The organism is Bradyrhizobium zhengyangense (assembly GCF_022012435.1).
In the GTDB taxonomy this organism is placed as follows: domain Bacteria; phylum Pseudomonadota; class Alphaproteobacteria; order Rhizobiales; family Xanthobacteraceae; genus Bradyrhizobium; species Bradyrhizobium zhengyangense.
Window position 1 is genome coordinate 348523 of sequence record NZ_JAKLUA010000006.1, and the last position, 23509, is coordinate 372031.

Here is a 23509-nt window from a genome sequence, read left to right on the forward strand (position 1 = left end):
CATTTACTCCTGATTGAATTTTGGTTGAGCGCGAAATCAAAGGGCCGCGGCGTCGGCCTCGCCGGTGCGGATGCGGACCGCATGGTCGAGGTTGATGACGAAGATCTTGCCGTCGCCGATCTGTCCGGTTTTCGCAGCCGACGTGATGGCGTCGATGGTCTTGTCGACCTGCTCGGAGGCGACGGCGACTTCGATCTTGATCTTGGGCAGGAAGCTCACGGCATATTCGGCGCCGCGATAGATTTCCGTATGGCCCTTCTGACGGCCATATCCCTTGACTTCCGTCACCGTGAGACCGTGAACGCCAATGGCGGTCAGGGCGTCACGGACTTCTTCCAGCTTGAATGGCTTGATAATCGCCATAACAATTTTCATGGGTCCTATCCCCGCTTGGGCCCGGTCCGGACGTGGCCGGGCGTTTCTCGACTGGTTCGCCACGAGGGAGAAGTTTCACTACGCGGGCACAGCCACGCCCCCTAGAATCAAATGCCGTGCCAGATCGGGCGGGTTGCCTAACGGACTATGAAAACGGGTGTTTTCGCGTTTGACGGGTATTGTGGTGCAGTGCGCTATTACGTCGCGCTCAATACGTGGTCATGCCTGATTAAAATGAGGGCACGACAGGCTGCCGACACAATGTTGCTCACGCGTCGGGCAGCCAAAAGGTATTTTGATACGGGCTTGGCTTGGAGAATGTCAGGCCGTCGCGCCCGCTGCTCACGGGATGCGCGCGAGGCGGCGGCCGGGGTTGCGCTGACCGGCCTCGCCGAAGGTATCCGACTGGGGACCGCTATGCGGCCGTCAGGCCGCGTCGCGCTGCGCAAAGACCCGATCGACCAGCCCCCATTCGACCCCCTGCTGCGCAGTCATGAAGTGGTCGCGGTCGAGTGTCCGCTCGACCTCCTCTACAGTCCGCCCGCAATGCTGCGCATAGAGGCGGATGAGGCGCCGCTTGGTTTCCTGCATTTCGTTGGCGTGGATCAGGACGTCGGACGCCTGGCCCTGGTAGCCGCCGAGCGGCTGGTGCACGTGAAGGCTCGCATTGGGCAGCGCGGCGCGGTGGCCGGGCTCGCCGGCCATCAGCAGGAACGAGCCCATCGAGCGCGCGGTGCCCATGCACAGCGTATGAACCGGCGCCTTGATGAACTGCATGGTGTCGTACATCGCGAGACCAGAGGTGACCACGCCGCCATAGGAGTTGATGTAGAGATTGATCGGCCGGTTGGGGTTCTCTGCTTCCAGGAACAGGAGCTGCGCGCAGACGAGGCCCGACATCGAATCATTGACCTCGCCATTGAGGAAGATGATGCGCTCGCGCAGCAGGCGCGAATAGATGTCGAAGGATCGCTCTCCGCGCGCGGATTGTTCGACGACCATAGGGACGAGCTGAAGCATGTCGCGCATCGGCGACCTCCATGTCTGCAGGTGATGAAGTCGTGTGGGTGCTCTTACGTGAGCATGATCTCCGCGCAAACGCGTTCCGCGTTTGTCGCGAGGGAATACCGCTTCACACTTTTCCGGATCATGCTCTAGGCCGCCGCGCGCATCACGCGGCAATTGCTGTTGGCGGGCTGCGGCAGCTTCACGCAGGCTTGCTGGATGATGCGAAAGCGCGTGCCGCCCGACACGTTCGGCTCGATCTTGAAGATCACCTGGCTCTCGCGGAAAGGTGGTTCGGAATCGCGCATCCGGTAGCGCACCTCTTCGCCGGGGATCGATGTCTCAGGCTCGGCGCCGGCCAGGTCGCAATCCGGCAACCAGCGCTCGCGCAATTCAGGAATGGTCACTGCGCGCCAGACTTTTGCAGGCGGCGCATCGAATTCAAATTCGAGCACCAAAGGTTCTTCGACCATTAAGGGTTCATTGGAGGGATCAGGCTTCGCGGCGTCGTTCATTAATCCATCTCCTTCAGGAGGTCGGCGAGTGCGTCCATGCGCTTCGGCCAATAGGCGCGGTAGCGCGCAAGCCAGGTCCCGATGGCAACGATTCCTTCGGGATCGACTTCGTAATTCACAAAGCGGCCCTGCCGCTGCTCGCGAACGAGACCTGCCTCGCGCAGCACCGACAGATGCTGCGACATCGCCGGCTGGCTGATCTCCAATCCGTCGCGCAAGGCGCTTGCATTCAGGCTGCCGCCGGCAAGCTTTTCAAAGACCTTGCGGCGGGTCGGGTCGGCGAGCGCCTTGAAGATGTCGGCTTCGATCATGGCAACACATAAGCATGTACTTATGTGTTGCGCAAGCCCCTTCCGACAAGCCCCGATTACTGAAGCGCCTCGCCATGCTGCGAGATATCGAGGCCCTCGAGCTCGTGCTCCCGCGAGACGCGCAACGGCACGAACAGGCCGACCAGCTTGAGCAGGATGAAGCTCACCCCCGCCGACCAGACGAAGGTGACGGCGACGCCGTAAAGCTGGATCAGCAATTGCCGCGGATGGCCCTCGAGCAGGCCGGCAGTGCCGCCGATCGCGCTGGTTGCGAACACGCCCGCGAGCAGCGTGCCGGTCAGTCCGCCGATGCCGTGGACGCCGAACACGTCGAGCGAGTCGTCGTAGTTGAAGCGGTGCTTCAGCCAAGTGCAGGCCCAGTAGCAGATTGCGCCGGCGGCGATGCCGATAACGATGCCGTGCCACGGTGCGACGAAGCCCGAGGCCGGCGTGATGGTGCCAAGGCCAGCCACTGCGCCCGAGATCATGCCGAGCACGGAGGGCTTGCGCCGCGCATACCATTCGATCGCGCCCCAGGTCAGCGCGCCGGAGCAGGCTGCCAGATGCGTTGCGATGATCGCCATCACCGCGCGCGAATTGGCCGCGCCTGCCGAGCCACCGTTGAAGCCGAACCAGCCGACCCACAACAGTCCGGTGCCCATCACCGCGAGCGACAGATCGAACGGCGAGAGATTTTCGGTGCCGTAGCCATGACGGCGCCCCATCACCTTTGCGGCGACGAGGCCGCCGGTGCCGGCCGAGAGGTGCACGACGAGGCCGCCGGCGAAATCCAGCACGCCCATGCTGTTGAGGAAGCCGCCGCCCCACACCCAATGCGCCAGCGGAATGTAGACGAAAATGAACCACGCGACGGAGAACAGGAGATAAGCGGAGAACCGCATTCGGTCCGCGACCGAGCCCGCGACCAGCGCCACCGTGATGATCGCAAACGTCATCTGGTACAGCATGAACAGCGCTTCGGGGATCGTCTTCGCCGCCGGGTTGACGCTGTCCATGGTCATGCCGCCGAGGAACCAGCGGTCGAGCGTGCCGAGCCACGGGCCGTCGCCGACGAAACACAGCGAATACCCGAACGCGACCCAGAGAATGGAGATCAGCGTCACCGCGGCAAGGCTCTGCGCCATGGTCGCGAGCACATTCTTCTTGCGCACCATGCCGGAGTAGAACAGCGCCAGTCCCGGGATCGTCATCATCAGCACCAGCGCGGTGGCGACGATCATCCAGGCGGTATCGGCGGTGTTGATCTCGCTCGTCGCGGCATGCGCCGGCGCAGTCACGCCCAACGCAACTCCAATCGGCGCAGCCATAGCGGCTACGCGGCGCAACAATCCCGCCATGTCATTTCCCCCCGGCATAGTGATGGCGTCGCACGCGATGGCGTCGTTGCCCGGTGCGATCTACGAAGTGGAGTTTAGAGAGCGTCGCTGTCGGTTTCGCCGGTGCGGATGCGTAGCGCGTGGTCGATCGGCGTGACGAAGATCTTGCCGTCGCCGATCTGGCCGGTGCGGGCGGTCGCGGTGATCACGCTGACCGCCTTGTCGGCGACGTCGGAGGCCACCGCGATCTCGATCCGCAGCTTGGGCAGGAAATTCACGACATATTCCGCACCGCGATAGATCTCGGTGTGACCCTTCTGGCGGCCGTAGCCCTTCACCTCGGTCACGGTCATGCCGTGGACACCGATCGCCGTCAGGGCCTGACGGACTTCATCGAGCTTGAAGGGTTTGATGATGGCGACGACGAGTTTCATGATTAGGCCTGTTCCCCGGGGATGCGCCCGCCGTGTGTCCCCGGCGCTGCGTCAATCTGGCATCTTTCCGGGCAAATGGCACAAAAAACTTGCACATTGAAGCGGAAAAACGTTTGGCCAAGGGCGATCATGTGAACGGCCGCCTCTGTACAGGGCATCCGTTCATCCCTCACAATGCATTTTTGGCATGGATGCGGTGAACCCGCGACGGCCGAGCGGTACATAAGTATTTTGGGGGACGCGTCATGGCGAGTTGGTTCTACGCAGCCGAGGGCAAGCAGCAGGGGCCTTATCCGGACGGGCAATTCCGCGACCTGATCGCGCAAGGTGTCGTGCGCGGGGACACGCTGGTGTGGTCCGAGGGCATGGCCGGCTGGCAGAAGGCCGCCGAAATTCCCGGACTGATCTCGGGCGGCGGCGCGCCGCCGATCATTCCGGCCGGGAGCCCGCCGATGATGGGCGGTGGCGCCTATACCGGCGCCGGCAGCGCGGCCGGCGGATCGCTGTCGGTCGATTTCGGCATTCTCGACTTCACCTGGCGCACGCTGGTGATGCTGATCCTCTCGGTCCTCGTCATCCCGGTGCCGTGGGTGTTCGTCTGGTACACGAAATGGATCGTGTCCTGTGTCAAGGTCCCCGGGCGGCCGAACCTGTCCTTCACCGGCAATGCGATGACGATGGTGCCCTGGTTCTTCGGCTTCATCGTTCTGGCCGTCGTCGTCGGTTACTCCGGCGTCCAGGTGCTGAACCTTGCGCTCTTCATTGTCGAGATCGTCCTCTACTGGATGCTGATCAAGTGGATGATTGCCAACCTCGCCTCCAACGGGCAGCCGCTCGGCCTCAGCTTCAACGGCTCGATCGTGGGCTATATCGGCTGGAACCTGTTGTTCGCGGTCTCCATGATCACCATCATCGGATGGGCCTGGGTTGCCGCCGCCCAGTTGCGCTGGATCTATCGCAACATCGAGGGCACGCGCCGCGAGATCATCTTCAGAGGCACCGGGCTCGGAATCCTCTGGCGCGGAATCGTGGCGGCGATCCTGTGCAGTTTCCTGATCCCGATCCCGTGGGTCTATCGCTGGATCATGAACTGGTTCGCTTCGCAGACCGAGCTCGCGCCGCGCCGCGCGATGTAAGCACGATCAGAACATCTCAAGCGCGATGAACTCGCGCTTGGGATATCAGCTCCTCCGCTCGCGCACGGAGCCTTCCTGTGCGACGGAGGCGATCAGCGTCCCGTCCGGCTTGAAGATCGAGCCGCGGGTCAGGCCGCGGCCGCCCTGCGCGCTCGGCGAATCCTGCGAATAGAGCAGCCATTCGTCGGCCCGGAACGGGCGGTGAAACCACATTGCGTGGTCGAGGCTCGCCGGCATCATGCGCTTGTCGAACAGCGTGCGGCCATAGCGCGCCATGATCGCATCCAGCAGCGAGAAGTCCGAGGCATAGGCCAGCGCGCACATGTGCAGTGCCGGATCATCGGGCAGCTTCGCCGCGGTCCTGATCCAGACGTGAATGCGGCCGTCCTCGATCTTCTGGCCGAAATAGCGGCCGAGCTCGACCGGGCGCAGCTCGATCGGCCGATCGGATTCGTAGTAGCGGCGGATGAACTCAGGCATCTCGCGGAACATCGGCTGCTTCGCCACCTCCTCCGCGGTCAGCTTGTCCGGCGGCGGCACGTCAGGCATCTTGTCCTGGTGGTCGAAGGCGCTCTCTTCCTCGGCATGGAACGACACCATGATCGAGAAGATTGCATTGCCATGCTGGATCGCGGTGACCCGGCGCGTCGAATAGCTCTTGCCGTCGCGCAAGCGTTCGACCTGGTAGATGATCGGGATCTGCGGATCGCCGGGCAGGATGAAATAGCAATGCAGCGAATGCGGCAGCCGGCCCTCGACGGTGCGGCAGGCCGCGACCATCGCTTGCCCGATCACCTGCCCGCCGAACACCCGTTGCCAGCTCGTCTTCGGGCTGTTGCCGCGGAACAAATTCACCTCGAGCTGCTCGAGATCGAGGATCGAAATCAGGTCGATCAGGCTTTTGGACATGGTGGTGCTTTCTTGCCGTCACGTCGGCGCGAACAATCGCCCCGGAATGACACATCAGGCAGTTTTTTGCGGGCCGTTCCGCCCTTGTTTCACCGCACTGTTTCGCCCAGCTCAAGTCTGCTAGCAAGACCCAGAGTTAGACGGGAATTTTGGTATGTCGGTACAGGGTCACATTGTCATCGGTGGCGGCGCGTTTGCGGGCCTGGCGCTCGCGCTGGCGCTGCGCCAGGGGCTCGGCCCCGAGATTCCCGTCATCGTCGCCGATCCCGCGCTCAGCTCGCGGCCGAGCCGCGATCCCCGTGCGACCGCGATCGTAGCCGCCTGCCGACGCCTGTTCGAGGCGCTCGGCGCCTGGGACGATGTCAGGGCCGAGGCGCAGCCGATCCTCGACATGGTCGTCACGGATTCCAAGCTCGAGGACGCCACGCGTCCGACGTTCCTGAATTTCGCCGGCGATGTCGCACCGGGCGAGCCCTTCGCGCATATGATCGAGAACCGCCGCCTGATCGATGCGCTGGTCGTCCGTGCCGAGGCTGCCGGCATCGAGCTGCGTGCCACCACCGTGTCGTCTTACGACGCGCGTGCCGAGGGGATCGATGTGACGCTCGGCGATGGCAGCGTCATTGCGGCGAGCCTGCTGGTCGCTGCCGATGGCGCGCGGTCGAAGTTGCGCGAGCGCGCCGGCATCGCCACCCATGGCTGGGAATACGATCAGTCCGGCATCGTCGTCACCGTCGGCCACGAGCGTGATCACGAAGGCCGCGCCGAAGAGCACTTCTTGCCCGCGGGGCCGTTCGCGATTTTGCCGCTGACCGGAAAGCGCTCGTCGCTGGTGTGGACCGAGCGCCGCACTGAAGCCGCGCGCATCATTGCGCTCAGCGACGAGGACTTTCACGCCGAGCTCGAGCAGCGCTTTGGTTTGCATCTCGGCGAGATCAAGGCGCTCGACAAGCCGCGCGCGTTTCCGCTGTCGTATTTCGTGGCGCGCTCCTTCGTCGCCGAGCGCCTCGCGCTGGTCGGCGATTCCGCGCACGTCATTCACCCGATCGCGGGGCAAGGCCTCAACATGGGGCTGAAGGATGTCGCCGCCTTGGCCGAGGTCGTGGTCGATGCCGCGCGGCTCGGCATGGATCTCGGCGGCGCCGACGTGCTCGAGCGCTACCAGCGCTGGCGCCGCTTCGACACCATGGCGATGGGCGTTGCCACCAATTCGCTGAACTTCCTGTTCTCGAACCAGTCGAGCCTGCTGCGCACCGTCCGCGACATCGGCCTCGGCATCGTCGACCGCACCCCGCCGCTGAAGAACCTCTTCATCCGCCAGGCGGCCGGCCTCACCGGCGAGATCCCGCGGCTGCTAAAGGGCGAGGCGTTGTAGGGAAAGGCGCTGCTGCAAACTCCGTTCGCCGGGACGACACGGGGTGTGTCGCACGGTCATCGCGCAACAACAGCCACCCTCAATCGATCTTCCTCGCCTCTTCCGGCAGCATGATCGGAATGCCGTCCCGGATCGGATAAGCGAGTTTTGCAGACCGCGAGATCAGCTCCTGCTTGGCCGAGTCGAACTCCAGCGGTCCCTTGGTCAGCGGGCAGACCAGGATCTCCAGCAGTTTCGGATCGACGCTGTTTTCGGGGCGTTCGGTGGGCGCGTTCATAGGAGTCTCCGGCATTCGTTTGCCTCTATCATAGAAATTCGCGGTCGCCCATCAACTCTAGCCCGAGACCATCTGCTGGATCTCGTCGAGCAGGCCCTGGAGCCGTGCGGTCGGCACCGGTGCGGCCGATAGCGCAAAGCCGAGAAACGTCCAGTACAGGATCTGCGCGCGCGCCTGTGCCGTTGCGGCGTCGAGCCCCCGCTTCTCCAGCAGTGCCTCGATATAATCGAGCCTGCGGCGGTCGATGGCGCGGACCGCCGCCTGCGCCGCCGGATCGAATGCGGCCCAGTTGCGCACCGCGCGCTCCAGATCGAGCCGGGCGCCAAAGGTCCTGCGCAGCAGCGCTCTGACCGGCTCGTCGCTGTCGGCCTCGACGCGCGCGATGATCTCCTCGGCCGCGATCTCGCGCCAGCGCCTCAGCACGGCGGCGTGGAACGCGCCGAGATCGGCAAAATGCCAATAGAAGCTGCCGCGCGAGACGCCCATGGCCCTTGCCAAAGGATCGGCCTTCAGGGCGGTAAAGCCGCTTTTGGTCAGCGCCTTGATGCCCTGGCTGATCCAGTCGTCGGCGGTGAGCTGTTCGGTCATGTCGGGTTCCGCTCTCGGACCATACACTAGTGTATTGACAGCCGGCAGGCCAGCCTCTATTTCACCATACACAGATGTATGGAGGCCTTGATGCGTGACCTGTTGCTCCAGTGTGCCGGTGTTGGCGCCATCGTCGTGGCGCTCATCCACGGCCTGCTCGGCGAGACCAAGGTTTTCCCTCGCGCCACCATCGAGCCGCCGCGGCTCCGCACCCTGATCCGCCTGGTCTGGCAGGCTTCGACCGTGGCCTGGATCGGCTGCGGTGTGCTGCTGGTTGCAACGCCCTGGATGGACTCGGCCTCGGCGCGCCGCTGGATCGTGCTTACCATGATCGGCGTGTTCGGATTGTCCGCCTGCGCCAATGCATGGGCGACGCGTGGTCGCCACTTTGGCTGGATGGCGCTCACTGCAGTCGTGGTCATGGCAGCGGCCGGTTACTGATCGTCGAAACGACAGGCCACGCATTCAAGCGGAGTGACGCGATGGAAGATCGTGTTCGGTTGACCATCGCAGACGGCGTAGCCCATGTCCGTCTCAATCGCCCCGACAAGATGAATGCCCTCGACCCCGCCATGTTCGAGGCGCTCATCGCCGCCGGCACAAAACTCGGTGCGCGCAGGGATGTTCGCGCCGTCATCCTCTCCGGCGAAGGACGGGCGTTCTGCGCCGGCCTCGATCTGGATCGCCTTCTCGCGACGACCCGAGGCGAATCGCTGATTCCGTCGGTCGACCTCATGCAGCGAAGCCATGACATGGCAAACTATGCGCAGCACCTGGTCTGGCTCTGGCGCGAGTTGCCGGTGCCCGTCATCGCCGCAGTCCATGGCGTCGCCTTCGGTGGAGGCTTCCAGCTCGCGCTTGGCGCGGACCTTCGCTATCTGGCGCCGGCGACGAAGCTTGGCGTCATCGAGGCCAAATGGGGTTTGGTGCCCGACATGGCCGGCACGTTATTGATGCGCCATCTTGCACGCGAGGACGTCGTGCGCGAGCTGACCTATACCGGCCGCGTGTTCTCGGCCAGCGAAGCGCTGGCCTATGGCTTCGCGACGGGATTGGCCGACGATCCACTGGCGGCGGCGCAATCGATCGCCCACCAGATCGCCACCCGCAGCCCGGATGCAGTTCGTGCCGGCAAGCGTCTGCTCAATCTCGCCGCGACCTCTGACGTCGCCACGGGTCTTGCCGCCGAGACCGCCGAGCAGGCCGCACTGCTTGGCACCCCCAATCATATCGAGGCCGTGAGCAGCAATCTCGAAAACCGCACACCGCGATGGAGCCAGGCATGAGCGCCCAAAGCTACAGCGTCCAAGGCTTCAGCGTCCAAGGCTTCGGCGTCCAAGGCTTTGATCTCCAGGCTCTCCGGGCAGTCAATTCGTCTGCCGCCTTCAATCGCATGGCGGAGTTTGATGTCGCTGCGGCCGGTCATGGCGAGGTAACGATCCGAATGACATGGCGCGACGATTTCGCCCAATATTCCGGACACCTCCACGCCGGCATCATCGCAGCCCTTCTCGACACCGCCTGCGGCTTTGCCGCCGCGACGCTGGTCGGCTCGGTTACTGCATCGCATTTTGCGATGAACTGTCTCAGGCCGGCGATCGGCCGTCATTTCATCGCCAAGGGGACAACAGTGCGCGCCGGGCGCCGGCAGGTGTTCGCACGTGCCGAGTTGTTGGCCGCCGATGAGCAGGACCAACTGTCCCTCGTCGCAACCGGAGAAACCGTGCTCGTTCCTACCGGCGGACCATCGAGCAAGGCCGACGGGAGCTGAAGCATGGCGTTGACGCTCGTCACCGGAGGCACCGGCCATCTCGGCCGCGACATCGTCGATCGTCTCGTCGGCGACGGCCATCACGTCCGGTTGCTTGCGAGATCTCGGGGCACGCGCGCGGATGTCGAATGGGCCGTCGGCGATCTCGCCACAGGCGCCGGCTTGCAGGAGGCCTTGCACGATGTCGACACGGTCATCAACGCGGCGACATATTCGCCGATCGCGCGGCGCGGCGGCGTTCGGCCGGTCGATTTCCTCAGGTCGCCTTCGGCGGTGGACGTCGAGGGAACGGAACGTCTGCTGTCGCTCTGCGAGCAGGAATCCGTCCGGCACTTTCTGCATGTGTCGATCGTCGGTCTCGATGACGCGACATTGCCTTATGCGCGGGTCAAGCTCGCCGGGGAAAGGCTGGTTCGCGCCTCCGCACTGTCCTGGTCCGTCGTTCGCGCGATGCCGTTCTATTATCTGCTCGACAAGATCCTTGCGGGCTTGGCCTGGCTTCCGCTGTGGCCGATGCCGACGACGTCCTTCAATCCCGTCGATACCAGCGATGTCGCCGATCACATCGTGGCCTGCGCCTTTGACGGGATCTTTGGCGAGCGCGCCGAGATTGGCGGTCCCCAAGACATCAGCATTGCCGCGCTTGCCGGCCAGTATCGGGATGCGCGAGGGCTGCATCGAAAGATCCTTCCGATAGCGATGTCGGAGGCCAAGGCGCGCGGCATGGGCTTTGTCGTCAGCCGCGGCGTGCGTGGACGTCTAGCCTGGGCGGATTGGCTGCAACGCCGGTATTCCGTCACACGCCAGGTGGCGTAGCATTCGCGACGCTCGTGGACGAATCCGGCCGTGAGGCTTAAGGCCGCAGCGCGCCGCCAAACATGCGTTGCGCACGGAGCGCGCTGATGTTTTGGCGGCGGCTAGAATATCTCTAACGCCACGCTGATCCGAACCACGATTGACTTCACCTCGCCCTTGGCTTCCTTCGGCCCGCGCTTCGCGCGCACGACAGAGGAGAGATATCAGTGAGAGTGATTCGTGTTCTTGCCATCGCAATGACGGTCGGGATCGGCATGGGGTCGACGGCAATGGCCGATGGTTTCAAGGATTGCACCAAGCTCGACAAGGCCTCGTGGAAGCCGGCGGGCGATGCCGAAGCCAAGGCCAAGGCGGCAGGCTATGAGGTGCGCCGCTCCAAGATCGAAGGCTCGTGCTATGAGGTTTACGGCGTCAAGGAAGGCAAGCTCTACGAGCTGTTCTACAGCCCGGAAGATCTCAGCCTGAAGCACACGATCGCCAAATAAATTTGCCAAGTAGGGCTTTTGCCTTGAAAGTGGTCCCGGCTTGAGCGGCAACGCGGTATCAGACGCGCGCGGGGTATCCGTCGGACGCCCCGTTGATCGGACGGTCGCGGTCTGGGATCTTCCGCTGCGGCTCTGGCACTGGGTCCTCGCGGCGTGCGTCCTGGCCGCGTGGTTCACCCCCACCGTTTACGACAGGCTTCACCGCATCGTCGGCTATGCGGTGATCGCGCTTCTTGTCTTCCGCCTGGTCTGGGGCTTCCGGGGCAGCCGCTATTCGCGCTTTCGCATGATCGGCGTCAGGCTGCGTGTGGCGCCCTCCTACCTCTGGAATCTCCGCCGCGGCATCACCGGCCGCTATATCGGGCTCAATCCTGCCGGCACGTTGATGCTGGTGGCGCTGCTGCTGTCGCTCGCCGTCTCGGCGATCACGGGTGCGCTGTCGGTAACCGTCACCTTCTTCGGTGTGTGGTGGATCGAGGATACGCATGCCGTCGCATCGGACGCTGTCATGATCCTGGTCGTGCTGCACGTCGCGGGTGTGATCGGAATGGGCTGGCTTCAGCGCGAGAACCTGATCCGCGCCATGATCACCGGCCGCAAGCGCATCCGGTCTCACACCTCTCCCGAAGGGAGAGGTGAACAACGCGGCGATGGCTCGGGCTTTTACCTGACGTCGACCGACTGATCGGAGGGCTTCGCGCCCCCTCACTGCAACGGCGGATCGCCGCTGGTGCGCTTCTTGGCGAGGTCCATCTCGGTGACCGCGATCAGGATCTCGGCGCGGGTCTTCAGGTCGGGCGCTTCCAGCATCGCCTGCTTCTCGGCGGGGCCATAGGGCGACATCATCGCCAGCGCATTGACCAGCGCCTCGTTGGGCGCGCTCTCGACGCCTTCCCAGTCGACCTTGAGATTGTTGGCCTTCAGAAAATCCGCCAGCGCCACCAGCAGCGCCTCGCGGTTGACCGCCTCCTCCCCGAGGCGCGCCTTGAAATCGTCGGCGAAGGCGAAGAAATCGACCTTGCACTGCCGGTAGGCGGTCAGCACATCGAGCTCCTCGAGCACCCTGAAGCGGGCAACGCCGGTCAGCTCGAGGATGTAGCGGCCGTCGCCGGATTCGGCGAGCTGGGTGATGCGGCCGACGCAGCCGACACGGAACAGCGCCGGCTTGTCGGAATTTTTCGGCGAATGCGCCACGTCAGGCTGGATCATGCCGATCAGGCGATGGCCATCGCGAAAACTGTCGTCGACCATCGCCAGATAGCGCGGCTCGAAGATGTTGAGCGGCATCTGGCCGCGCGGCAGCAGCAGCGCACCCGGCAGCGGAAACACCGGAATGATTTCGGGGAGGTCCGCTGGGCCGCGATATTCGATGTTGATCGGCATCTGCTCCCCGCGGCGATTTTGCGACCTGCGCTTACGAAAACAGGATCGTCGACAAGCGCTTGCGTCCCTCGACGGTTGCATCGTCCGCACCGCCCCAGGCTTCGAAGAACTGCACCAGCTGCTTGCGGGCGCCGTCGTCGTTCCATTTGCGATCGCGCCTGACGATCGCGAGCAGCTGCTCGGTCGCGGCTGCCCGGTCGCCCTTCGCATTCAGCGCGGTGGCAAGGTCGAAGCGGGCCTGATGATCGAGCGGGTTTGCGGCGACTTTCTGTTCCAATTCAGCGATCGGCCCGAGCTGCTCTGCCTGCTCGGCGAGATCGATCGCGGTCTGCACCGCCTTCACGGCCGGGTCGTTGCGCTTGGACTCCGGCACCATGGCCAGCGTCTGCTTGGCCTGCTCCATCGCACCCGACGCGGCGTAGCACTTGGCGAGGCCGGCAAGTGCGGGGATATTGGTCGAATCATACTGCAGCACTTCGGCATAGATCTGCGCGGCCGCAGCAGTGTCGCCCTCGGCGAGCACGGCCTCGGCCTCCTGCAGGATCTCGGCGATGTTGGGCTCGCCCGGCGCAGTCACGCCCTTGGTCAGCTTCTCGATGAAGGCGTTGACCTGGCTCTCGGGCACCGCGCCCATGAAGCCGTCGGCGGGCTGGCCGTTGATGAAGGCGATCACGGCCGGGATCGACTGGATGCCCATCTGGCCGGGGATCGCCGGATGCTGGTCGATGTTCATCTTGACCAGCTTGACCTTGCCCTTGGCCGCCTTGACGGCCTTTTCCAGCACGGGGGTGAGCTGCTTGCAGGGACCGCACCACTCCGCCCAGAAGTCGATCAGCACCGGCTGGCGCTTCGATTCCTCGATGACGTCCTTCACGAAGGTCTGGGTGGTGGTGTCCTTGATCAGATCGGCCGCAGCCGGGCCCGCTCCGTTACCCTGGTCGATGATCGTCACGGGATCCCCTCGTCAGATGTCTGGAATGGCGGCTCTTTAGCACGTCGCCGCCACATGTGCTTCGTTTCAGGCCCTAAAATTGGGCCGGGGCGGCCGAATTTCAATCCGTCGCAGCCGATTCGTCAGTTCCGGGCCATTTTCGGTCGATTCGGCGGTTTGAGGGCTCATATTGGGGCTCTGAATGCGCATCTATGCTGCCGGTAGCTGTTGCATTCGCCTCCCGCTTTTGGCATACGACAGCCGTTGCCGGCGCGTCACGCGACCGACACAGGATGCGGGTGTAGCTCAGTGGTAGAGCACGACCTTGCCAAGGTCGGGGTCGAGGGTTCGAGCCCCTTCGCCCGCTCCAATTTTTCCCAGAGCATCCAGCCAGATCAGGTCGAGCCGTGGATTTCCACACCGCTGACGGCTGGCTTGGGGCTCAAATGACGATCCTTGTCAGCGGCAGTGCCGGCCACCTCGGCGAAGCCATTCTCCGGACGCTCCGGCGTCGCGGGTCGCCTGCGCGCGGGCTCGATCTGAAGCCGTCGCCCTTCACCGATGCCGTGGGCTCGATCGTTGATCCCACCTTCGTCCGGGCGCAGATGGACGGTGTCACGGCCGTGATCCACACCGCGACGCTGCACAAGCCGCATGTGGCGACCCACAGCAAGCAGGCGTTTGTCGACACCAACGTCACCGGGACGCTCAATCTGCTCGAGGCGGCGCTGGCTGCCGGCGTGAACAGTTTTGTCTTCACCAGCACCACCAGCGCGTTCGGCGCGCAGCTCCGGCCCGAGGCGGGACAGGCGGCAGTGTGGGTGACCGAAGAGCTGGCGTCGGTGCCCAAGAACATCTACGGCACCACAAAGCTGATGGCGGAGAATCTGTGCGAGCTGTTCTTTCGCGAGCGGGGCGTGCCGGTCGTCATCTTGCGGACCTCGCGGTTCTTTCCGGAGGATGATGACGATCCCGCCATGCGGTCGGCCTACGCGCTGGACAACGCGCAAGCCAACGAGCTGCTCCATCGACGGCTTGATATAGCGGACGCGGTCAGCGCCCATCTGCTCGCCGTCGCGCGCGCGCCCGAGATTGGCTTCGGCCGTTACATCGTATCCGCGACCAGCCCGTTCGCGCAGCATCACCTCGCCGCGCTCGCCCGCAATGCTGCCGGTATCGTGCGCGAGCTCTACCCTGAATGCGCCGACCTCTATGCCGCGCGCGGTTGGCGGCTCTTCCCCGAGATCGACCGCGTCTATGTCAACGAGCGCGCACGGCGCGAGCTCGGATGGCATCCCGAGTTCGATTTCGCCCATGTGCTGCGCAGCCTTGGCGCTGGCTCGGATTTCCGCAGTGCCCTGGCGCGCGAGGTGGGGTCGAAGGGCTATCACGACACACCGTTTGACGACGGGCCGTACCCGGTCACCCCTTAGTTACCCCTTTTGTCAAATTGCACGATCTTTCAAACGTGTGGCCGGTGCCGCCGCGCGCGATCCGCACCTCGCCGTTCTACTGTGCATGGGGTTGTTTTCACGCTCTTGTATCGGCCGGCTTCCTCCTGCTGCTCGTAAATGAGGCGGCGCCATCCCGATTCCGCGTTGCAGCGAGAACGTTGTCGTCGCCGCTTGCGACGATGTGAGATGATCCGTCTCAATTTTGATTGAGCGCAACTGCCGCGCACGCGACGCGCTTCTCACCGCCCGCAGATGTGCTAACCTTTTTGCGTCTGCCTCTCGGGCAGACTTCGAACTTCGCCTACTCACACAGCAAAACAAAGAACGTGCAGCCCCGACGGCTGCCTTAGGGGAGTGACGCGATGAAATCGATCATCCATCGATCCGTGTTGGCGCTTGCAGCGGTTGCCCTTCTTGCCGGGACCAGCGTTGTCAGTGCACAACAACAGCAGGACAAGAACCGTGCGTTGAAGAAGTACGAATCCGGCACCAAGGAATTCTGGACACATCCGCCGGATGACTGGTTCCTTGGCGATGAGACCGAAGCGCAGAAGGGCCTCGCGCCGCCCTCGGGTCCGCCGACCGGCGCCTCCGATGCCGAGCTCGCCAACATCATCAAGAAGGTGAAGCTGCCGCCGGGCTTCAAGATGGAGGTCTACGCCTCAGGCGTGCTGGCCGCGCGGCAGATGGCCTGGGGTGACAAGGGTACGCTGTTCGTCGGCTCGTTCGGCCTCGGCAACGTCTATGCCATCAAGGACAATGGCGGGAAGAAAGAGGTCAAGACCATTCTCAAGGGGCTGAACATGCCCACGGGTCTGGCTGTGAAGGATGGCGCGCTCTACGTCATCGCGGTCGACAAGCTGATCCGCTACGACGACATCGAAAACAAGCTCGACAATCCCGGTGAGGGCAAGGTCGTCTATGACGACATGCCGTCCTACGCCGCGCATGGTTGGAAATATCTCGCCGCCGACAAGGACGGCTGGTTCTACATTCCGTTCGGACCGCCCTTCAACGTCGGCATTCCCCCGACCAGCGTTTCGCAGATCCGGCGCGTCGATCCCAAGACCGGCAACGCCGAAGTCTATGCGCTCGGCGTTCGCAACTCGGTCGGTGGCGACGTCGATCCGCGCACCGGCAAGTACTGGTTCACCGAGAACGCTCGCGATTGGGTCAGCGATGACCTGCCCTCAGACAAGCTGAACATGATCAGCAAGCTCGGCGAGCATTTCGGCTATCCCTACTGCCACCAGGGCGATCTTCCCGATCCGAAGTTCGCAATGGGCCACAAATGCTCCGAGTTCACGCCGCCCGTGCTGAACCTCGGCGCGCATGTCGCTCCGCTCGGCATGAAGTTCTATACCGGCGACCAGTTCCCCGCCGAGTACAAGAACAACATCCTGATCGCCGAGCACGGCTCCTGGAATCGTCACAAGTACCAGGGCGGCCGCATCATGCGCGTGATCGTCGGGCCCGACGGCAAGAACCCCAAGCAGGAGGTGTTCGCCTCCGGCTGGATCGAGGGTGACCAGGGCTATCTCGGCCGTCCCGATGACATCGTTCTCGCCAAGGACGGCTCGATCCTCGTCGCCGACGACTGGGCCGGCGCGATCTACCGCATCAGCTACAGCAAGAAGTAGCGCGATCTGACCAGGAGGCTGCGGTGGCCGAGAGGCACCGCAGCCTCTTTCATTTGCAAGCGTCAATGTCGTTCCGGATTGTGCGCCTCTTGCGCGCAAGTCCGGAACCCATCACCCCGACCCGTGGTTATGGATTCTCAGATGCGCAATTGCGCATCATAGCTCGTGCTCCGCACGCCCCCGAATGACGAGTTCGATAGATCGGAATTCCCACCATGCGCCGGCAGTTCATCTCGCACGCAATCAGCGCGGCTGCGCTCCTCGCGCTCGGCGCGCTCTCCGCCAGCGCCGCCGACAACGCCGCCGTCCAGGAGAAGGCTGCCGTCTGCTCCGGCTGTCACGGCGAGAACGGCATCTCGCAGACCGAGAACATCCCCTCGCTGGCCGGCCAGCCCGATCAGTTCCTGCAATGGCAGCTCGTGTTCTTCCGCGCCGGCTCGCGCAAGAACGAGCAGATGCAGCCGATCGCCGAAGAGATCACCAATGAGGACGTCCGCAGTCTCGGCGCCTATTTCGCGGCGATGACGCCGCCGAAGCCCGCCGAGGACGGGGATCCGGATCTGTCGAAGAAAGGCGCGCAGGTTGCCGTCGGCCGCCGCTGCGCCTCATGTCACACCGATAGCTTTACCGGCACCAAGGCCGTCGCGCGGCTCGCAGGTCAGCGCGAGGAATATCTGGTCAAGGCGCTGCACGACTACAAAGCGGGCCAGCGCGTCGGCGGCGGCGTCGCCGCGATGGCTGACGTCGCCTATCACATGAGCGATGAGGAAATCACGGCGGTGGCGCACTATCTGGCGTATTTCAAATAGCGCTACCTACCCCGCCCGCTGCTTCTCATACGCCTTCAGATGCGTATACGCGATGCGCAGCTTCGGCACCGGCACCTTGGCCGCGTCGGCGCGCGCGATGAGGTCGCCGATCACGTGATCGGCTTCGACAGGCAAACCCGCGTTGATGTCGCGGAACATCGAGGCCGTCATCGGCGAGCCCTCGGTGGTCAGGTTGCCCTTCACGCGATCGAAGAACGGACCGCCCGGCGGATAGCCGGATGCAGTCGCGATCGCGCTGGTCTCGTCGAGCATGCCGAGCAGAAAGTCGCGGCCGCCGGGCGCGGCGAGAATGTTGCCGACGGACGTGCGCATCAGGCTGGTGGAAGCCGCGAGCGAAGACAGGAACACCCACTTCTCCCACATGTCCTGCATGATGTTCTGGCTGGCCGTGGCACCCTTGATGCCGCTCTTGAAGGCTTCGTCGATCGCCTTGACGCGATCCGACATCGTGCCGTCTCGCTCACCGTAATTGATCGACTGCATTGGCTGGAGCTGCACCACTTCGCGCTTCTCGTTCAAGGTTGCGGCGATGGCACAGAGACCGCCGAGCACGCGCTCCTTGCCGAAGACGGCATCGAGCGTGTCGAGATGTTTCATGCCGTTGAGCATCGGGATGATCGCGGTGTCAGGCCCGACCGCCGGTGCAAACGACTTGATGGCATCGTCGAGATCGAACGCCTTGCAGCTGAGCAGCACGACATCGAACTTGTCCCTGATGGCGTCGGCCTGAACGGTCGGCGGATTCTTCAATGTCACATCGCCATTCGGACTCCTGATGACGAGGCCCGCGCTCGCAAGCTCGCTGGCGCGCTTGGCGCGGACCAGGAAGGTGACGTCGCGGCCGGCCTGCAACAGCCTGCCACCAAAATAGCCTCCGATGGCGCCGGCGCCGACCACGAGGATACGCATGGGAAAGTCCTTATTGTTGTTTCTTCCGTTGTCCCGGAGCATGCCAGAACGACCTCAAGGAGACCACCCGGTTTCTGGAGGATGCCGGATCACATCCCAAGCACCATCTCCTCGACCTCGCGCAGCTGTTCCTTGCCGAAGAACATCTCATTGCCGACGAAAAAGGTCGGCGAGCCGAAGGCGCCGCGGGCAACCGCCTCCTCCGTGTTCTTGATCAGCTTGCCCTTCACCTCGGGCTCCTGGGCGCGTGCGAACAGCTTTTGGGCATCAAGGCCTGAAGACGCCAGCGCCTTCGCCGCGGTTTCGGGGTCATCCATCTTCTTCGGCTCGCGCCACATGTGGTGGAAGGCGGCATCGACATATTTTTCGAACACGCCCTCGAGCTGCGCCGCGATCGCAGTGCGCATCAGGTTCAGCGTGTTGACGGGAAAGTGTGGATTCCAGACATAGGGCTGAATCTTGAAGCGCTTGAGGAAGCGTTCGGTCTCGACCTGCTGGAATTCGCGCTTGTTCTTGATGCCGGCCAGCGTCTCGGCAGGCGACTTGTTGTTGGTCGACTTGAAGATGCCGCCGAGCAGGATCGGCACATATTCGAATTTGACGCCGATCCGCTGTTCGATCGCCGGGATCGCGAGATGGCTGAGATAGGCGTTCGGGCTGCCGAAATCGAACAGGAATTGCGGAGCTGTGCGGGTCAAATTCGTTCTCCCTGACGTCACTTTTGGCCCATTGTGGCGCAGGGTGCGCCACAGGTCCACCGTTTAATGATGGTCATAATATCTTGATGATCAGACCATGCGTCGGATCGCCTGCTTGCGCCACACCAGGATGTAATAGCCCATCTGCAAGAGGAACATGGTGCAGAACACGATCGGATAGGCGGCCCATACGCCTTGGAGGCCGATCGCGCGGCTGAGGATCACCGCCGACGGCAGCTCGATCGCGACGATGGCAAAGATCGACAGCAGCATCGGCGTCAGCGCCACACCGGCAGCACGCATCGCGCCGGAGAACGTGGTCGCAAGGCCGAACGGCACCGAGCTCCACAAGGCGACGAAGAGCAGCCCCTTCGCCAAATCGAGCACGGTGCCGTCGGTGATGAAAATGCCGAGCACGGCGCGCGGCACCATATAGATCAACGCCACCAGCCCGCCGGTCAGAACGAGATTGAACGCAAGACCGGTGCGGACGATGCCGTCGAGCCGCGCCCGGTCGCCGCCGCCGACGGCCTGCGCGCCGAGGATCGAGACCGCGATCGAAATCGACATCGCCGTGAACTGCGTGTAGCCCATCACTTGATTGACGGCACCATAAGCAGCTGTCGCATCAGATCCAAAGCTGTTGACGAGGCCGAGCAAGACCAGCTCGGCGATCGCCATCACGACCATACCGACCGCACTGGGCAATCCAATGCCGAGGATTTGCCCGATCACGGCGCGGTTGAGCCTGATATGGCGCAGCAGTGCGGCATCAGGCGCGAGCGCGTGCTTCCTCCGCAGCAGGTAGGCGCCGAGCGCGAGCAGCGTCACGGCATTGCAGATCGCACCCGCCCAGGCCGGGCTGGTGATGCCGAGCGCCGGCAGGCCGAAGGCGCCGTGGATCAGCATCGGTGTCAGGATCAAGCCGATCGTGGTCGACAACGCCAGCGCCAGCAGCGGTGTCACGGCATCACCGACGCCGCGGATCATCGCCGTCATCAGCAGGAAGGTGAAGCCGAGCGGCATCGTCAGCAGCATGATGCGCGCATAAGCGCTGGCAGGAGCGAGAATATCCGCAGGCGTTGCGAGCGCCAGCATCAATTGCCGGCTGAAGAGGCCGCCGATCAGCGCCACCGAAATCGAGAGCAGCAGGCCGACCGCGAGCGTCGTGCCTGCGACAATCTTGATCCTGTCGTGCTTGCCCGCGCCGAAGGCCTGGCCGATCAGCACGGTGGCGCCCGTGCTCAGGCCCATGACGAAGGCGAACAGGAAGAAGAACACCGGAAAGAACGTCGAGACCGCTGCGAGTGCGTCAACGCCCATCATCTGGCCGAGATAGACGTTGCTGACGGTGCCGAACAGCGATTGCAACGCGTTCCCCAGCATCAACGGCGCGAGGAAGCGCAGGAAGTTTTTCCAGAGAGGCGCTGGGACGGACATGAGTTTGCCTTTCATCATGGCGAGCAAAGCCGTTGCCGCGCATGGCGCGGCTCGGCCGTTGATGGGGTGGTTGGAGAACGGTGCGCGGCTTAGGCGCGGTCGCCGTAGGCGAGCTTGACGATGTGGTCGCGGATGTCGGCCGGCCAGTCGGCAATCAGTTCGGTGAAGCGCCGCCGGTCATCTGCGAACAGTGCGCGCGACGCTTCCTCGAACTGTGCGAGATTGCCGGCCATGGTCGACATGAAGTGATAGGCGGCATCGCGCGCCTGCCGCTCGCGGTCCTTGTCGCCGCTCGCGCGCCTGGCTTCCTCGACGAGTTTTCGCAACGCGACCGATGCGCCGCCGGGCTGTGCATTGAGCCATTCCCAATGTCGCGGCAGCAGCGTCACCTCGCGCGCGACCACGCCGAGCTTCGGCCGGCCGCGCCCGCGCGGCTCGGCCGGTGCGGAGGCTTCCTCGATCGGCGGCGGGATCTGCTTGGCCAGCCGCGCCAACACCTCGCGATCCCCGCCGCGCAGATCGAAGTCGATCGATCGCCCCGTGGCGTCCGAGAAGATGATGATGGCCTCGTCCGGCCGCGGCGCGACCCGCTTGACGACCAGCGCGACCTCTCCAGCCAGCCCGGACACCAGGCGACGCTGCCCCTGGAAGGCGGTGAAAATCTTCTGCATTGAAATCATTGCCATATTGACCATGTTGGCGCCTTAATACCCGGGTAAATAGCTGTCGTCAATATACCCGGGTGAAAATATCGGACCAGTCGGCTCGACATTGTCTTCCCGGGCTGGCAGGTACACGGCCGACCGATCACCCGCTCCTTAAGGATTTCGCGATGCTGACCGTCCACCACCTCAACAATTCGCGCTCGCAGCGGGTGCTGTGGCTGCTCGAAGAGTTGGACGTGCCCTACGAGATCGTGCGCTATCAACGTCAGCCTGACATGCGCGCGCCGAAGGAGTTGCGTGCGATCCATCCGCTCGGCAAGTCGCCCGTCATCACCGACAACGGCAACACCATCGCCGAGTCAGGTGCGATCATCGAATATCTCGTCGCGACCTACGGCAATGGCCGGCTGATCCCCCCGCCAAACACGCCGGAGCGGCTGCGCTTTACCTACTGGCTGCATTACGCGGAAGGCTCTGCGATGACGCCGCTGCTGCTCAAACTGCTGTTCACGCTGATGCCGAAGCGCGCACCCGCGCTGCTGCGTCCGCTGGTACGCAAAGTCTCGAACCAGGCGCTGACCGCGCTGGTCAATCCGCAGCTCAAGCAGCACATGGATTATTGGGAAGGCGAGCTTGCGAAGAGCGAATGGTTCGCCGGCAACGAATTCACTGCCGCCGACATTCAAATGAGCTTTCCGCTGGAAGCCGCGCAAGCGCGCGGCGGGCTCGAACAGGGCCATCCCAAGGCGATGGCGTTCCTCGAGCGCATCCACGCGCGGCCGGCCTATGCGCGAGCCCTCGAGAAGGGCGGGCCGTATCAGGTGGGGCGGTAAATTTCCTCACCGCCCCGCCATGATCTGTCAGTTCGCGTGCAGCACGCGCCCGCGTGTCTCCGGCAATGCGAACGCCGCGATGAAGAACAGCGCGTAAGCCACCACCGCGAAGATCGCGATCGCATTGGCCAGCGATGTTGACGCCGACAGCGCGCCGACGAGGAACGGAAACAGCGCGCCGATACCGCGGCCGAAATTGTAGCAAAAGCCCTGGCCCGAGCCGCGCAGCCGCGTCGGATAAAGCTCGGTCAGGAACGCGCCGACACCGGAGAAATAGCCCGAGGCGAAGAAGCCGAGCGGAAAGCCGAGCACCCACAGGATCTCGTTGGTGAGCGGCAGCTGCGTGTAGAGCAGCACCACGGCCATCGCGCCGATCGAGAAGATCAGGAACAGATTGCGCCGTCCGATTCGGTCGGCAAGCCAGGCTCCGGTGAGATAGCCGATGAACGAGCCAATGATCAGCGTCGAGAGATAGCCGGTCGAACCGACAACCGACAGATGCCGCTCCTTGGTCAGGAACTGCGGCACCCAGAAGGTGATGGCGTAATAACCGCCCTGGCAGCCTGTTGCCATCAGGGATGCCAGCACCGTCGTCTTGACGATCGGGAACGTGAAGATTTCCCAGAGTTTCGGATGACTGCCCGTCTCAGCGTGCCTGGCACGCGCCTCTGCCGCGATTTCCGGCTCCGTAACGGAGCGGCGGATGTAGAACACCAGCAAAGCCGGCAAGGCGCCGATCACGAACATCCAGCGCCACGCTGTCTCCGCCGGCATCAACGAAAACAGGATCGCCTGGGACAGCACCGCAAGACCCCAGCCGACGGCCCAGCCCGATTGCACCGAGCCGACCGCGCGGCCGCGATATTGCGGACGGATCGCTTCGCCCATCAGCACGGCGCCCGCGGCCCATTCGCCGCCGAAGCCGAGGCCGAGCACGGCGCGTGCGATCAGGAGCTGCTCGAAATTCTGCACGACTGCGCAAACCAGCGAGAACACCGAGAACCAGATGATGGTGATCTGGAGCGTCTTGACCCGGCCGATATGGTCGGAGAGATAGCCGCCGAGCCAGCCGCCGATAGCGGAGGCGAGCAGCGTCACCGTGCCGGCAAGACCGGCCGAGGCTGCATCAACCTTCCACAGCGCGATGATCGTGCCGATCACCAGCGGGTAGATCATGAAGTCCATGCCGTCGAGCGCCCAGCCGGCCGCGCAGGCCCAGAAGGTTCGGCGCTCGGCGACGTTCATGTCGCGATAGAAAGCGAGAAGGCTGGTGTCCTCGATCTCAGCACGTTCGATGCGCTGGAGCGGATCGGCTGTCGTCATGTGCGTTCCCCGGCAAATTCTTGTGGCTCGCCGGTGGTAGCACGCGCGGCGGTCGGCGCAAGCCGGCGC

General features: G+C 63.8%; 28 protein-coding genes and 1 tRNA gene. 13 read left to right on the forward strand and 16 right to left on the reverse strand.

Translation table 11 applies throughout. The features are described 5' to 3' along the window. Window positions 1-36: 36 nt before the first annotated feature. From L6637_RS21030 to L6637_RS21055, 6 genes are all read right to left on the reverse strand, one after another. A complete protein-coding gene (locus L6637_RS21030) occupies window positions 37-375 on the reverse strand; it encodes a P-II family nitrogen regulator (protein ID WP_027535364.1) in 339 nt (112 codons plus the stop codon). 426 nt (window positions 376-801) lie between these two features. After that, window positions 802-1404, reverse strand: a complete 603-nt coding sequence (locus L6637_RS21035; protein ID WP_237860969.1) for an ATP-dependent Clp protease proteolytic subunit — start codon at window positions 1402-1404, stop codon at window positions 802-804. A gap of 125 nt (window positions 1405-1529) precedes the next feature. Then, window positions 1530-1895 (reverse strand): SRPBCC family protein, encoded by a 366-nt coding sequence (locus L6637_RS21040; RefSeq protein WP_237860971.1) that lies wholly within the window; start codon window positions 1893-1895, stop codon window positions 1530-1532. Continuing rightward, the gene (locus L6637_RS21045) at window positions 1895-2206 is read right to left on the reverse strand and encodes an ArsR/SmtB family transcription factor (protein WP_237860973.1); all 312 of its coding nucleotides are present in this window, start codon (window positions 2204-2206) and stop codon (window positions 1895-1897) included. The genes L6637_RS21040 and L6637_RS21045 overlap by 1 nt, the downstream gene beginning before the upstream one ends. A 56-nt stretch (window positions 2207-2262) precedes the next feature. Beyond that, on the reverse strand, window positions 2263-3564 hold the full coding sequence (locus L6637_RS21050) for an ammonium transporter (RefSeq protein WP_237860975.1): 1302 nt from the start codon (window positions 3562-3564) through the stop codon (window positions 2263-2265). Between the two features lie 74 nt (window positions 3565-3638). Next, a complete protein-coding gene (locus L6637_RS21055; protein ID WP_028176997.1) occupies window positions 3639-3977 on the reverse strand; it encodes a P-II family nitrogen regulator in 339 nt (112 codons plus the stop codon). Window positions 3978-4222: 245 nt separating this feature from the next. On the opposite strand from L6637_RS21055, the gene L6637_RS21060 reads away from it, so the two are divergent. Then, window positions 4223-5113: a DUF4339 domain-containing protein gene (locus L6637_RS21060; RefSeq protein ID WP_237860978.1), complete on the forward strand. Its 891-nt coding sequence runs from the start codon at window positions 4223-4225 to the stop codon at window positions 5111-5113. A gap of 45 nt (window positions 5114-5158) precedes the next feature. Here the strand turns inward: L6637_RS21060 and tesB are convergent, their stop codons facing one another. After that, window positions 5159-6022, reverse strand: coding sequence for an acyl-CoA thioesterase II (gene tesB, locus L6637_RS21065; RefSeq protein ID WP_237860979.1), 864 nt, complete (start codon window positions 6020-6022; stop codon window positions 5159-5161). Window positions 6023-6176: 154 nt separating this feature from the next. On the opposite strand from tesB, the gene L6637_RS21070 reads away from it, so the two are divergent. Continuing rightward, window positions 6177-7397, forward strand: a complete 1221-nt coding sequence (locus tag L6637_RS21070) for a ubiquinone biosynthesis hydroxylase (protein WP_237860981.1) — start codon at window positions 6177-6179, stop codon at window positions 7395-7397. 79 nt (window positions 7398-7476) lie between these two features. On the opposite strand, the gene L6637_RS21075 is transcribed toward L6637_RS21070, so the two are convergent. Beyond that, window positions 7477-7674 (reverse strand): Trm112 family protein, encoded by a 198-nt coding sequence (locus L6637_RS21075; RefSeq protein ID WP_092232493.1) that lies wholly within the window; start codon window positions 7672-7674, stop codon window positions 7477-7479. Window positions 7675-7731: 57 nt separating this feature from the next. Next, window positions 7732-8262, reverse strand: a complete 531-nt coding sequence (locus tag L6637_RS21080; RefSeq protein WP_237860983.1) for a TetR/AcrR family transcriptional regulator — start codon at window positions 8260-8262, stop codon at window positions 7732-7734. 90 nt (window positions 8263-8352) lie between these two features. Here L6637_RS21080 and L6637_RS21085 point away from each other — a divergent pair, with 90 nt between their 5' ends. The 6 genes from L6637_RS21085 (at window position 8353) to L6637_RS21110 (ending at window position 12019) form a co-directional block, all read left to right on the forward strand. After that, window positions 8353-8703, forward strand: coding sequence for a hypothetical protein (locus L6637_RS21085; protein ID WP_237860985.1), 351 nt, complete (start codon window positions 8353-8355; stop codon window positions 8701-8703). Between the two features lie 41 nt (window positions 8704-8744). Next, on the forward strand, window positions 8745-9548 hold the full coding sequence (locus tag L6637_RS21090) for a crotonase/enoyl-CoA hydratase family protein (RefSeq protein ID WP_237860987.1): 804 nt from the start codon (window positions 8745-8747) through the stop codon (window positions 9546-9548). After that, window positions 9545-10033 (forward strand): PaaI family thioesterase, encoded by a 489-nt coding sequence (locus L6637_RS21095; RefSeq protein WP_237860989.1) that lies wholly within the window; start codon window positions 9545-9547, stop codon window positions 10031-10033. The genes L6637_RS21090 and L6637_RS21095 overlap by 4 nt, the downstream gene beginning before the upstream one ends. A 3-nt stretch (window positions 10034-10036) precedes the next feature. After that, window positions 10037-10849, forward strand: a complete 813-nt coding sequence (locus tag L6637_RS21100) for an SDR family oxidoreductase (RefSeq protein ID WP_237860990.1) — start codon at window positions 10037-10039, stop codon at window positions 10847-10849. Between the two features lie 206 nt (window positions 10850-11055). Continuing rightward, entirely contained in the window at window positions 11056-11334 is a 279-nt protein-coding gene (locus tag L6637_RS21105; RefSeq protein WP_237860992.1) for a PepSY domain-containing protein, read from the forward strand. 40 nt (window positions 11335-11374) lie between these two features. After that, window positions 11375-12019: a cytochrome b/b6 domain-containing protein gene (locus L6637_RS21110; RefSeq protein ID WP_237860996.1), complete on the forward strand. Its 645-nt coding sequence runs from the start codon at window positions 11375-11377 to the stop codon at window positions 12017-12019. A gap of 20 nt (window positions 12020-12039) precedes the next feature. On the opposite strand, the gene L6637_RS21115 is transcribed toward L6637_RS21110, so the two are convergent. Together L6637_RS21115 and trxA are read right to left on the reverse strand one after the other, a co-directional pair. Beyond that, window positions 12040-12717, reverse strand: coding sequence for an LON peptidase substrate-binding domain-containing protein (locus L6637_RS21115; protein WP_237861014.1), 678 nt, complete (start codon window positions 12715-12717; stop codon window positions 12040-12042). A 31-nt stretch (window positions 12718-12748) separates the two neighbouring features. Beyond that, complete coding sequence (gene trxA / locus L6637_RS21120) at window positions 12749-13669, reverse strand: thioredoxin (protein ID WP_237861016.1); 921 nt, start codon at window positions 13667-13669, stop codon at window positions 12749-12751. 274 nt (window positions 13670-13943) lie between these two features. On the opposite strand from trxA, the gene L6637_RS21125 reads away from it, so the two are divergent. From L6637_RS21125 to L6637_RS21140, 4 genes are all read left to right on the forward strand, one after another. Next, window positions 13944-14018: transfer RNA gene (locus L6637_RS21125), tRNA-Gly, on the forward strand. Between the two features lie 76 nt (window positions 14019-14094). Further along, window positions 14095-15081, forward strand: a complete 987-nt coding sequence (locus L6637_RS21130) for an NAD-dependent epimerase/dehydratase family protein (RefSeq protein WP_237861018.1) — start codon at window positions 14095-14097, stop codon at window positions 15079-15081. A gap of 383 nt (window positions 15082-15464) precedes the next feature. After that, complete coding sequence (locus L6637_RS21135) at window positions 15465-16742, forward strand: PQQ-dependent sugar dehydrogenase (RefSeq protein ID WP_237861021.1); 1278 nt, start codon at window positions 15465-15467, stop codon at window positions 16740-16742. A gap of 215 nt (window positions 16743-16957) precedes the next feature. Continuing rightward, window positions 16958-17551, forward strand: coding sequence for a c-type cytochrome (locus L6637_RS21140; protein WP_237861023.1), 594 nt, complete (start codon window positions 16958-16960; stop codon window positions 17549-17551). Between the two features lie 6 nt (window positions 17552-17557). Here L6637_RS21140 and panE read toward each other — a convergent pair whose 3' ends face one another. From panE to L6637_RS21160, 4 genes are all read right to left on the reverse strand, one after another. Beyond that, the gene (gene panE / locus L6637_RS21145) at window positions 17558-18481 is read right to left on the reverse strand and encodes a 2-dehydropantoate 2-reductase (protein WP_237861024.1); all 924 of its coding nucleotides are present in this window, start codon (window positions 18479-18481) and stop codon (window positions 17558-17560) included. 89 nt (window positions 18482-18570) lie between these two features. Continuing rightward, window positions 18571-19179 (reverse strand): 2-hydroxychromene-2-carboxylate isomerase, encoded by a 609-nt coding sequence (locus L6637_RS21150; protein ID WP_237861026.1) that lies wholly within the window; start codon window positions 19177-19179, stop codon window positions 18571-18573. A 90-nt stretch (window positions 19180-19269) separates the two neighbouring features. After that, complete coding sequence (locus L6637_RS21155; RefSeq protein ID WP_237861028.1) at window positions 19270-20619, reverse strand: MATE family efflux transporter; 1350 nt, start codon at window positions 20617-20619, stop codon at window positions 19270-19272. Between the two features lie 89 nt (window positions 20620-20708). Continuing rightward, a complete protein-coding gene (locus L6637_RS21160; protein ID WP_237861030.1) occupies window positions 20709-21305 on the reverse strand; it encodes a DUF2239 family protein in 597 nt (198 codons plus the stop codon). A gap of 146 nt (window positions 21306-21451) precedes the next feature. Here L6637_RS21160 and L6637_RS21165 point away from each other — a divergent pair, with 146 nt between their 5' ends. Next, window positions 21452-22117, forward strand: coding sequence for a glutathione S-transferase family protein (locus L6637_RS21165; protein WP_237861031.1), 666 nt, complete (start codon window positions 21452-21454; stop codon window positions 22115-22117). Between the two features lie 27 nt (window positions 22118-22144). On the opposite strand, the gene L6637_RS21170 is transcribed toward L6637_RS21165, so the two are convergent. Then, window positions 22145-23440 (reverse strand): MFS transporter, encoded by a 1296-nt coding sequence (locus L6637_RS21170; protein WP_237861034.1) that lies wholly within the window; start codon window positions 23438-23440, stop codon window positions 22145-22147. Window positions 23441-23509 lie beyond the last annotated feature (69 nt).